This window comes from Sphingobacterium litopenaei, from assembly GCF_014692495.1.
Taxonomy (GTDB): Bacteria; Bacteroidota; Bacteroidia; order Sphingobacteriales; family Sphingobacteriaceae; genus Sphingobacterium; species Sphingobacterium litopenaei.
The window spans coordinates 1-11,911 of sequence record NZ_JACOIJ010000056.1; the positions used below are offsets into that span (position 1 = coordinate 1).

The following is an 11,911-nucleotide window of genomic DNA, read 5'->3' on the forward strand; positions in this document are numbered from 1 at the left end:
CTACTATATCTTACCGATATAATAGTCCCAAAGACTGTTAATGTTTAATGAACCGCCGTATGCCGAACGGCACGTACGGTGGTGTGAGGGGTCAGGTAATCAAATAATGATTACCTTCCTACTCTATCCTTTGTGGTCAAATAGACCAACTACATTTTTGAGTTCTGTGGCGTTTTCAGGTTTTAGTTTTCCTGCCAGAATTAAACGAAGCTCACGGCGTTGCTGCGCTTCATCGTAGAGTTGTTTTTCTTTTTCTGTTTCAGGAATAAGTTGTGGAACAGCTTTAGGTTTTCCTTCTGGATCTAGCGCTACGAAAGTATAAAAGGCTTCATTACTTTTTTCTTTTGTGCCTTTAGGAAGATTTTGTGCAAAAATTTCCATTCTTACCTCTACTGAAGTATTAAAAGCGCGAGTAACTTGTGCTTGGATAGTAACTACTTCGCCTAATTTGATAGAACGCTTGAACGATACATTATCTACAGAAGCTGTAACTACAACATTGCTGCAGTGCTTTTGTGCAGCCATCGCAGCACAGATATCCATCCAATACAACAATCTTCCACCCATTAGATTTCCAAATGTATTGGTATCGTTGGGAAGAACTAATTCATTCATTTCGGTGTAGGATTCGTGTGCTTTTTTTGCTTCCATCTAACTGTTGTATTTTTTTAATTGTTCATTAATTTTTTGCAAAGATACAACAAAAGATGTAGGCTTATAGTTTAATATTTGCTCAGCTTTGTCTAATATAAAACCAGTCTTACGAGGACGGTTTGTCGCCTGTCCTATTTCTGCTGCGGTAATAGGTGATATCAGCGATTTGTCGAAGTTCCACGTGTCAGCAAGTGTTGCTACCGCTTCTAATACTGTCATCATTTCATTTCCTGAAATATGAAAGATACCTGAAGTTCTCTTTTGCATCGCCGAATAAGAAGCGTCTGCTAAATCATCCACCCAAGTAGGCATACGCCATTGATCTGACACTACTTTAATAGGAGAACCGTTTTCTAATTGTTTTTTAGCCCAAAGTATAAGATTGCTTCTGTTCTTATCTGGTATTGCTCCATAAACAAGAATAGTCCTTAGAATAGCCGCGTCTGTATTCACTGCAGTAATTTGCTGTTCTGCGTCAATTTTGGTTTGCCCATAATTGTTAGTTGCTTTTACAGCGTCCGTCTCTTTATAAGGTCCATTTAGTCCATCAAATACAAAATCTGTTGAAATGAATGTATAATGGATATTCTTTTGCTTTGCTATCTGCGCCAATTGCGCAGAAAGATCCACATTTATCTGTTGTGCTAATTTGGGTTTTTCTTCACAAGTTTCCACAGCTGTTAAGGCAGCAGTGTGTAAAATATGAGTAGGTTCGAATGCATTGATAATTTCTAAGAAGGATTCATAATCCAATAAATCTATTTGTTTGAAAGTATTTTCGTCCAAATACGAATTTCTATTCAGAGACTTCGAAACTCCTAGAATTGCCTTGATTTCTGAATATTCTGATAATTTTTCACAAAATTTTTGTCCTAAAAATCCATTAGAACCTGTAAGTAGTACGCGCATATTAATTTGTCCAAATAAAATCCATTTTATCGTGAAGCATAGAATAGTCAATGACTTTAACTTCTAATTCAAGAATCGCTTTCAAAGCGTTATAATCAATTTTGTCTGCATCATCGGTCGCTTTATGGTAATCATCGTGTCCTCCAGTATGGAAGAATAAAACTGGAATGTTCTTTTTGTAGAAAGACGTTTGATCTGAACCACCATTACCATCTTTACTTTTATTGAATTTTATCGTGCTTGAAATATTTTCAAAGATAGAAGGGAATTTGGAACTAGTACCATATCCAATAATTGCTAAGCCGTTATCAGGATTGTATCTTCCGATCATATCCATATTCAGCATCCAATGGATTTTATCCAAAGGTAGGGTAGGATGCTCTGTCCAATATTTGGAACCTACCAATCCTAATTCTTCTGCCGAAAAGGCAATGAATAAGATGTTATATTTCTCTTTAATTTTGTTGCTGCTATAATAACGCGCTAATTCCAATAGCCCAGCTACTCCTGAAGCATTGTCATCTGCTCCATTATGAATCTGTCCAATATGTGAGGTGTCTCTTGTTCCACCAAAATTTCCATGTCCTAAGTGATCGTAATGCGCACCCACTACTATAGTATAAGGAGCACCATTATCCAAAAAACCAATAATATTTTCTGCTTGACGAATACTATCGGGCACAATAACACGACGAACTTTCGCTTCAAAGGCTTGCCTATAGCCGTTTTCACCTAAAGGTTGCAACTTATATTTCTTGAATTCATTTTCAATATAGTTAGCCGCTTTCGCTAATTCTTTAGAGCCTGTCGCTCTACCTTTCATTTTATCATCTGCCAAATAAAAGATATGCTTTTTCAATCGACTAATTTCGATTTCTTGTGCTGTAAGTTTGGCACTTAGTAAAACTAAAAGAAGAATAAATAACGGAAAAAGTCTTTTCATAACCTTATGTAGTGAGGTATAAATATAAAAATAAAGGGCTAGATTTTACATCTAACCCTTATATTCTATTCTAATCTTCAAGTATCTCGCTATGTGGCGTTTCTTTTTCCTTATGTTCTTCTTTAAAATATCTTTTTTGGAAGATTAATATTAAGAAGACACCCACTGAAATAGCGGAGTCAGCAATGTTAAAAACAGGTCTAAAAAATAAGAAATCTTCACCTCCCCAAATTGGAAACCAAGATGGGAATGTACCATTTATAAGTGGAAAATATAACATATCCACTACTTTTCCATGTAATAATGAGGCATAACCTCCAGCTTCAGGAAACAATGTTGCTTTCTCGTAATAGGTACTTTCGCTAAAAATTACTCCATAAAATACAGAGTCAATAATATTACCTACAGCTCCAGCAAATATTAAGGCTACATTCAAAATAAATCCACGGTTGTATTTATTTTGAATCATATAATGTAATCCATAACCAATACCACCAACAGCAAGGATACGAAACACAGTTAAAAATAATTTTCCATATTCACCACCGAATTCCATACCGTAGGCCATACCTGGGTTTTCAATAAAATGAATTAGGAACTTATTACCAATAACGTTGAAATCTTGACCGATGGTCATATTTAATTTTACCCAAAACTTGGAGAGTTGGTCTATAAGTAAGATAATAGCAATTAATGTAATGGGTCTTGTGTAGCCTTTCATATCAATTTCATAAAATAGCCTTTACAATTTAAGCATTGCAAAGGCTATCTTTTGCTTTAATTTTTTGTCTAGTATTGTTTGTTTTTGGCCTCAATACTCAAAGTAGTGTGAGGAACCGCTTTCAAACGTTCTTTTTGAATTAATTTACCTGTCTCTCTACAGATACCGTAAGTTTTGTTTTCAATACGTACAAGCGCAGCTTCTAAGTTATCAATAAACTTCTTTTGACGAGCAGCTAATTGATTAGTTTGCTCTTTCTCTAGGGTAGCTGAACCATCTTCTAACGTTTTGTACGTACCTGCGGTATCATCTGTTCCGTTCGCATTACCACCACTCAATGTTTTAGTTAATGCATCCAGTTCTTCTCTAGCAATTCTCAATTTCTCAAGAATAATTGCTTTGAATTCTTGTAATTCCGCGTCACTATAACGTGTCTTTTCTGTGTTTTCTCCCATGATCTAATTTTTTGCGATTAATACCTCAAGTTTACTTTCATTGATCTCGATGCTGTCATTGGTTTCTACAACATCCACGAATTCAAATGAATCAGCTAGTATTTCGGTGCAAATATACGATAAATTATTTTTGGCAGCTTCTTCGATCTCATTATTTCTACTTACTTGTAAACGAATTCTGTCAGTCACTTCGAATCCTTTTTCTTTACGTAAGTTTTGAATGCGGTTAATTAGCTCACGAGCGATTCCTTCTTGCTTTAATTCTGCTGTGATTTGGATATCCAAAGCTACAGTCAAATTACCTAAATTCGCTACTTGCCATCCTGCCACATCTTCTGCGATGATTTCTACATCTTCCAATCCTATCGTATAACCCGTATCTGCAAGAACTAATGATCCATTTTTCTCAAGTGTACTGATCTCCTCAGCACCTAATCCTTGAATAGCCGTACTCACGACTTTCATATCTTTTCCCACTTTAGCACCTAACGCTTTGAAGTTTGGTTTGATTTTTTTCTTGATAATTCCTGTGGTGTCTGTGATAAACTCAATGCCTTTTATGTTTGTCTCCGACAAGATCAAGTCTTTTACCTTCTCTACCTTTTCTTGGAAAGAAGAATCCAACACAGGAACCAATATCTTGCTTAATGGTTGACGTACATTGATACCAACTTTTTTGCGTAGAGACAATGTTAACGAAGAAATGTCTTGTGCTAATGCCATTCTTTCTTCTAAAGCAGTGTCTACCAGATGCGTGTGATATGCAGGGAAGTCAGCCAAGTGCACTGACTCAAAATTTTCTTTTTTCGTTGCGTTGTTCAAATCCAAATACAATTGATCTGCAAAGAACGGCGAAACTGGCGCCATTAATTTGGCGATAGTGTCCAAACAAGTATACAAAGTTTGGTAAGCAGAAATCTTATCTGCGGTGTATTCACCTTTCCAGAAACGACGGCGACACAAACGTACGTACCAGTTACTCAAATGCTCGTCTACAAAATTTTGAATAGCACGAGCGGCTTTTGTTGGTTCGTAATCTGCATAGAATTCGTCTACTTGTTTAGTCAAGGTATTCAATAAGGAGATAATCCATCTGTCGATTTCTGGACGATTTTCAAGTGCAATCTCTGGTTCAGCGTAGCTGAATTTGTCGATGTTCGCGTATAAAGCGAAGAATGCGTACGTATTATACAATGTACCGAAGAATTTACGACGAACTTCGTCCAAACCTTCTTCGTTGAATTTCAAGTTATCCCAAGGAGAAGCATTGCTGATCATGTACCAACGTGTCGCATCAGCTGAGTATTTCTCGATTGTAGCAAATGGGTCCACGCCGTTTCCAAGACGTTTAGACATTTTGTTACCATTTTTGTCTAATACCAATCCGTTAGATACGACGTTTTTGAAAGCAACAGAACCACGAACCATTGTCGAAATCGCGTGAAGCGTAAAGAACCAACCACGTGTTTGGTCAACACCTTCCGCGATGAAATCTGCAGGGAATGCTGAATCGTAATCCGATTTGAAAGGAAGAGGATCGCCAGCTGCTAATTTATCGTAATCTAATCCCCATTGCGCATAAGGCATCGCACCTGAATCAAACCAAACATCAATTAAGTCCGGCTCACGGAACATTTTTTGTCCTGATTCGGATACTAACACGATATGGTCTACATAAGGACGGTGTAAGTCTAATTTATCAGAACCGAATTTGTCTAAGTATTCTTTGTTCACGGCTTTTTCTTCAGCTGAAAGTACATCTGACTCCAAAGAAGCTTGCAATAATCCTTTCAATTCAATCATTGAACCGATGCAGATTTCCTCGTTCTCATCTTCTGTTCTCCAAATTGGAAGTGGTGTCCCCCAATATCTAGAACGTGATAAGTTCCAGTCTACTAAGTTTTCTAACCAGTTGCCAAAACGACCTGAACCTGTAGCTTCTGGCTTCCAGTTGATAGTTTTGTTTAATTCTACCAATTTCTCTTTTACAGCAGTAGTTTTGATAAACCAGCTATCCAATGGATAGTACAATACAGGCTTATCTGTACGCCAACAGTGTGGGTAGGTGTGTTCGTATTTTTTAACGTCGAACGCTTTGTTATCTTCTTTTAACTTGATAGCGATTAATACATCTGTCGGACGGAAGTCTTTATAAGCTCGTTCTTCTTCCGAATAGTATTCTTCTTTTACGAAACGCCCTGCAAAATCAGTTACTTCTTTTACAAAACGACCTGTACGGTCAACTGTAGGCACTTCTTTACCATTTTCGTCTTTTACCAAAATTCCCGGTACACCAGCTTCTTTGGCAGCTCTAAAGTCATCTGCACCATAAGTAGGAGCAATGTGAACGATACCTGTACCATCTTCTGTTGTCACGAAGTCACCTGGAATGACACGGAAAGCTTTTTCTAATAATTCCTCTGAAGAGATATAAGGTAACAATTGGTGGTAACGTAAACCGACCAATTCCGCACCTGAGAATTCAGCTACTTGTTCCCAAGGAACAATTTTGTCGCCTACTTTGTAATCTTGGAATGAAGCGTTTTGACCTTCAGCTTTGAAATGTTTACCGATCAAGCTTTTCGCTAAGATCACAGAAACAGGAGAACCTGTGTATTGGTTGAAAGTTTTGATTTTTACGTATTCAATTTTTGGACCTACAGCTAAAGCCGAGTTACTTGGTAATGTCCAAGGCGTAGTCGTCCAAGCGATGAAAGCCACATCTTCATCAGCTGATTCTACTAAGATATTAATCAACGGATGAACTTGTGTTTTGTCCACACGGAATTCAGCGACGATAGTAGTGTCTTTTACATCTTTGTACGTGCCAGGTTGGTTTAATTCGTGTGAACTTAAACCTGTACCTGCAGCGGGTGAATAGGGTTGAATGGTGTATCCTTTGTACAAAAGACCTTTTTTGTATAAGTCTTTCAACAAGAACCACAATGTTTCGATGTATTCGTTTTGATAAGTAATGTATGGATTTTCTAAGTCCACCCAGTAGCCCATTTTTTCTGTTAAGTCATTCCATACATCGGTGTATTTCATGACTTCTTTGCGACAAGCATTGTTGTACTCTTCGACAGAAATTTTTGTGCCGATATCTTCTTTGGTAATACCCAAAGATTTCTCTACAGCCAACTCAATAGGAAGACCGTGCGTATCCCAACCACCTTTACGTTTTACTTGGTAGCCTTTCAAGGTTTTATAACGACAGAAAATATCCTTAATCGTACGAGCCATCACGTGGTGAATGCCTGGAATACCATTCGCCGAAGGCGGACCTTCATAAAAAGTGTATGGTTTGCTTGCAGGACGATTCGAAATACTCTTTGCGAAAATGTTTTCCGCACCCCAACGTCTTAAAACTTCCTTTCCGATTTCCGGTAAATTTAACTGCTTATATTCCTTGTACATCACGTATTTTATATCAATTTTTCAAAGGTCGCTAATTTAACGAAATAACTTTAAATATGGAAGGTGAAAAAAGCGAAGCATAGTTAGATGAGTATTTATGAATTTCGGATTAGATTTCTTGTGGAATAAAATCAATTTTAGCATCATTGAGGTATGAAACGTTTTTTTATTGTATTCTTCTATCTGTTAATTTTATCTAAAGTGTATTCTCAGTCGGAAAGTGATTCAAATTTGATAAAGCTTTCTAAAAACTTCCAGACATTTTTTAATGACATGAGATGGAGTTTACATGTGCCATTAAGTAGTAGTGGATTAATCTTCACAAAGGGACCTACATTTTATCGAATTAAAGACTCTGTGCATTGGAGTAAAGATGAATATAGGCTTTTGAATAAGTTTGTTGTAAATAATGAAAGTATTCAAGATTCAATAATTTATATGGTAGTTGGGATTAATGATTTGTTGTCTAATATGCAAATAGTGGATGTATATGAGTATGATCATTTAAAAAATGTTGGAAACGTGGTATTTCCTAATCCAGGTATCAGTGCAGAATTTGGTGGAGGTAATAGAAAATTTTGTGATTCATTCAAAAAGTACTTAAAAACGTTGGAAGTAATTCCTAATGAATTTAGTGCTCAATTTAAGCTATATTTTGCCTATAATAAATCGAATATAGAAATGACCACACACTCAGAGAATTCGTGGTTGAAAAAACAATTAGATGATTATTTGATAATTAATCCAATTAAATATTTGCCCCCAATTAGATATGGACGTCCAATATACAGTCGACATGAATTTAAGGTAAATAAAATTGGTAATGAAATTACTGTGGAGGATATAGATTATGGAGAGTCTTTCTTTTTGTATAAAGATTCTTTAACATTATATTTTATTGAACCGATTAGTAATAGTATACGTCTTGAAGGGGAAATGCTTTTTTTATATGATCAAAAATGGTCAGAACAGGAATTTTTAGAAAGTCCAGATATTGCTAGGATTGGTCGAAAATTGAATAGTTCAAATTTAAGATATGTTCTAAAAAAGTTTCATAACAATTTAGTTATTAAACCTTGCAGTGCTATTTATACTATATTTATTGAACACCTCTAATAGATTATTTGGTACTAATTTATTAGGAAATCCACGTATACAACAAAAGCACTTCCCATGGAAGTGCTTTTGTTGTATTAAACGTAAAATAAAAAATATTATGCGGAGAAACTTGATCCACAACCGCAAGTGCTAGTCGCGTTAGGGTTGTTGAAAGTAAAGCCACGTGCATCTAATCCGTTTTTGAAATCAACTTCCATACCTGCTAGATACATTCCATGTGCTTTATTCATAAAAACACGAATTCCTTCAATTTCGTATTCTGAATCACCATCTTTCTTTGTGTCAAATCCTAAAATGTAACTCATTCCCGAACATCCACCACCTTCTACACCAAGACGTAAACCAAAGTCTGGACCTAACTCTTGTTGATCTATTAATTTCTTTAATTCTGCAACGGCTCCTGCTGTTAAAGTAACTGGTGCTGCAGCTGTTGTATTTTCAGTACTCATCGAATATCCTTTCTAAATTGATTGTTAAGCAAAATTACATATTTTTAGGCTTTTAAATAGAACCTAAGTTTTTTTGACAATTTATAAACACTAAAATACATGGAATTTGAAGAGTTGCTGAAACAGTTATTTATTATCTCATTCGGAGTCTTGGTGGCCTTGGTACTGGCATTTTATGTGGTATGGCCCAAAGTTGAATATCTTTTTCTCAAAGTAAGTGATATTGGACAAAACAAAGACTTGCTCAAGAATACCCAACATCTGAAATACGCAGCTTATGAAAGATTAATTTTATTTGCACACCGCATTTCTCCTTATCAAGTGATGTTGCGTCATCATTCCAATAGTATATCCATAGATGAATTTAAACAATTGTTGATAAATGATATTGAAAATGAATACCAACATAATTTTACTCAACAGTTATACGTTTCAGATGCAGCGTGGACTAATGTGAAAGATTTGAAAGAAAGTACAATTAGCCTTTTTAAGAATACAGCAAGAGTGATTCCTTTGGGTGCCAAAATAGATGATTATGTAGCTGTTGTGCTAAAACATGTTGCGGAATTAGAAGTGAATCCTTATGAGGCTGCTCAAATAATTCTAAAAAAAGAGCTTACTGCCTAATAATATTTTACTTTTTCAAAGATTCGGAAGGCTTTAGTGAAGAATTTATTGTTAATACATTCTTTTAAAAAAGAAGTGTTAAAGAATTTAAAGAAAAGGTAAGATAATCGTATATTTGCGTCAATTTTAAACAATACGAATATCCAAAAATAATTAAAGTATAATGGAAAGAGATCAAGCCATCTTTAATCTAATCGCTGACGAGCTAAAACGCCAAGAAGAAGGTATCGAATTAATTGCTTCGGAAAACTTTGTAAGTAAACAAGTGATGGAAGCTGCTGGTTCTGTATTGACTAATAAATATGCAGAAGGTCTTCCGGGAAAACGCTATTATGGTGGTTGTGAAGTAGTGGATACTATCGAGACAATTGCTATTGATAGAGCAAAACAATTATTCGGTGCTGAATGGGTAAACGTACAACCTCACTCAGGTGCACAAGCTAACGCAGCTGTATTTTTAGCAACAATCAAACCTGGTGATAAGATTTTAGGTCTTGACTTGTCTCATGGTGGTCACTTGACTCACGGTTCTCCAGCGAACTTATCGGGTAAAATCTACCAGCCATTATTTTATGGTGTAAAAGAAGATACAGGTCTAATCGATTACGAATCATTAGAGGAAACAGCGTTACGCGAAAAACCAAAAATGATTATTTGTGGTGCTTCTGCTTATTCTCGCGATTGGGATTATGCTCGCATTCGTAAAGTAGCTGACGAGATCGGAGCTTTAGTTATGGCGGATATTTCTCACCCAGCAGGTCTTATTGCTAAAGGGTTATTGTCTGATCCACTTCCTCACTGTCACATCGTAACGACAACTACGCACAAGACATTACGTGGTCCTCGTGGTGGTATGATCATGGTAGGTAAAGATTTCGAAAACACTTGGGGTATTAAAACTCCTAAAGGTGAAACTCGTACAATAACTCAATTATTGGATTTAGCGGTATTCCCAGGTACTCAAGGTGGTCCTTTAGAGCACACTATAGCGGCGAAAGCTGTTGCTTTTGGCGAGGCGTTGACAGATGATTATTTGGTATATGCTAAACAAGTTCAAGCTAATGCGCAAGCTTTAGCTAAATTCTTCATTGACCTTGATTACAAAATTATCTCTGGTGGTACAGATAACCACTTAATGTTGGTTGACTTACGTAATAAAGATATCTCAGGTAAGGAAGCTGAAGCAGTATTGGGTCAAGCGGGTATCACTACTAACAAAAATATGGTTCCTTTTGATACGCGTTCGCCTTTCGTGACATCAGGTGTACGTTTCGGTACTGCTGCGATTACAACTCGTGGAGTGAAAGAAGCTGAAATGATTCAAATCGGTGAATTAATCAATGAGGCATTGAAAAACCGTGGTAATGAAGCTCAATTAGATAAAATTCACGGTAAAGTGAAAGAAATGATGGCTAAATTCCCATTGTACAAGTAATATAATTGTAATTATATATTTTAAAAAGCACCAAAGAAAACTTTGGTGCTTTTTTTGTGGTATAATTCTAGTAAACCACAATGTGAATTTATGTTAAATGATAGCTAATCTTTTTGATTTTTTGTAGATTTTACCCTACTTTTATGTAAATAGTTAGCTATATTAATAATTGTTATAAATAAAATTTAAACGCCTATCGAAGCACACTTACTCGAATTTAATTTTTGCTGTAACTTAAATAAGAAATGTTATGAAAAATGTGAATAACATAACTGATCAGGAACTGATTCATCTTTATGCAAATGGTGAAGAGAATGGTTTGAAGGTTTTGTTAGAACGCTATAAGAGTAAGATATATACCTCCATATATATGCGTGTCAAAGACGAATTTATTGCTGAGGATATTTTTCAGGAAACTTTCATAAAAGTCATTAATACCATTAAGTCTGGTGGCTACAATGAAGAAGGTAAATTTTTGCCATGGGTGATTCGTATTGCCTATAATATGGTAATTGATTATTTCCGCAAGGAAAAGCGTAGCCCCACAGTGATTAACAATGAGGGATATGATATTTTTGAAGTAATGGATTTTGCAGATGAAGATGCGGAGCGCAAGCTAGTCAAAAAGCAGATTGATGTTGATTTGAAAAAATTGATTCAACTGCTGCCGGATGATCAAAAGGAAGTGCTTATCATGAGACATTTCTGTGATATGAGCTTCAAAGACATCGCTGAAATCACGGATGTTAGTATTAATACTGCACTTGGTCGTATGCGATATGCCTTGAGCAATTTACGCCGTCTTATCGAGGAACATAATCTAAGTTTTCAATTTAATTGATAAAATATAAGGTGATTAGCTTTTTTGAAATGGTTTTTCCGTGAAGGAGAAACCATTTATTTTATGTGCGCCCGGCATGGGCGTGAACTCTAGGGTGTAAGTCCCGAACGTGCCTTGATAGTGGGAAACGTTAACTTAAGGCAAGGGTGTCCTTCGCGAGGGGGAATCTGAAGGGAGCCGGCGGTAAATCTCTGGCCTGACGCACAGAAATCGGATTAGGCCGTTGGATGTGGGTGAGTCTGCATAACAAGACAAAGCCCTAAACTATCCGAAACATTCCGCGGTAGATTCGACAGGTATATGGAGAGAAAGTTCACGTTCTTACCCTGGGAGATCTGTCA

Annotated in this window: 11 protein-coding genes; 4 read left to right on the forward strand and 7 right to left on the reverse strand. The window is 36.2% G+C overall.

Annotation, left to right across the window (positions count from 1 at the left end):
* Window positions 1–123: 123 nt before the first annotated feature.
* From H8B04_RS16245 to ileS, 6 genes are all read right to left on the reverse strand, one after another.
* A complete protein-coding gene (locus H8B04_RS16245) occupies window positions 124–651 on the reverse strand; it encodes an acyl-CoA thioesterase (RefSeq protein WP_165292514.1) in 528 nt (175 codons plus the stop codon).
* Window positions 652–1,563 (reverse strand): SDR family oxidoreductase, encoded by a 912-nt coding sequence (locus H8B04_RS16250; protein WP_165292513.1) that lies wholly within the window; start codon window positions 1,561–1,563, stop codon window positions 652–654.
* A gap of 1 nt (window position 1,564) precedes the next feature.
* Window positions 1,565–2,506 (reverse strand): M20/M25/M40 family metallo-hydrolase, encoded by a 942-nt coding sequence (locus H8B04_RS16255; protein ID WP_190303020.1) that lies wholly within the window; start codon window positions 2,504–2,506, stop codon window positions 1,565–1,567.
* A gap of 70 nt (window positions 2,507–2,576) precedes the next feature.
* The gene (locus tag H8B04_RS16260) at window positions 2,577–3,227 is read right to left on the reverse strand and encodes a lipoprotein signal peptidase (protein WP_165292511.1); all 651 of its coding nucleotides are present in this window, start codon (window positions 3,225–3,227) and stop codon (window positions 2,577–2,579) included.
* Window positions 3,228–3,295: 68 nt separating this feature from the next.
* Complete coding sequence (locus tag H8B04_RS16265) at window positions 3,296–3,682, reverse strand: TraR/DksA family transcriptional regulator (RefSeq protein ID WP_165292510.1); 387 nt, start codon at window positions 3,680–3,682, stop codon at window positions 3,296–3,298.
* Window positions 3,683–3,685: 3 nt separating this feature from the next.
* Window positions 3,686–7,099: an isoleucine--tRNA ligase gene (gene ileS / locus H8B04_RS16270; protein ID WP_190303021.1), complete on the reverse strand. Its 3,414-nt coding sequence runs from the start codon at window positions 7,097–7,099 to the stop codon at window positions 3,686–3,688.
* Between the two features lie 153 nt (window positions 7,100–7,252).
* Between ileS and H8B04_RS16275 the strand changes: the two genes are divergently transcribed.
* Window positions 7,253–8,215: a hypothetical protein gene (locus H8B04_RS16275; RefSeq protein ID WP_190303022.1), complete on the forward strand. Its 963-nt coding sequence runs from the start codon at window positions 7,253–7,255 to the stop codon at window positions 8,213–8,215.
* Window positions 8,216–8,313: 98 nt separating this feature from the next.
* Here the strand turns inward: H8B04_RS16275 and H8B04_RS16280 are convergent, their stop codons facing one another.
* Complete coding sequence (locus H8B04_RS16280) at window positions 8,314–8,667, reverse strand: HesB/IscA family protein (RefSeq protein WP_190303023.1); 354 nt, start codon at window positions 8,665–8,667, stop codon at window positions 8,314–8,316.
* Window positions 8,668–8,766: 99 nt separating this feature from the next.
* On the opposite strand from H8B04_RS16280, the gene H8B04_RS16285 reads away from it, so the two are divergent.
* The 3 genes from H8B04_RS16285 to H8B04_RS16295 all read left to right on the forward strand — a co-directional run bounded on the left by H8B04_RS16285 (window position 8,767) and on the right by H8B04_RS16295 (window position 11,570).
* Window positions 8,767–9,294: a DUF7935 family protein gene (locus H8B04_RS16285; RefSeq protein WP_165292506.1), complete on the forward strand. Its 528-nt coding sequence runs from the start codon at window positions 8,767–8,769 to the stop codon at window positions 9,292–9,294.
* A gap of 163 nt (window positions 9,295–9,457) precedes the next feature.
* Window positions 9,458–10,729 (forward strand): serine hydroxymethyltransferase, encoded by a 1,272-nt coding sequence (locus H8B04_RS16290; protein WP_165292505.1) that lies wholly within the window; start codon window positions 9,458–9,460, stop codon window positions 10,727–10,729.
* A 250-nt stretch (window positions 10,730–10,979) separates the two neighbouring features.
* Window positions 10,980–11,570, forward strand: a complete 591-nt coding sequence (locus tag H8B04_RS16295) for an RNA polymerase sigma factor (protein WP_165292504.1) — start codon at window positions 10,980–10,982, stop codon at window positions 11,568–11,570.
* Window positions 11,571–11,911: the final 341 nt, after the last annotated feature.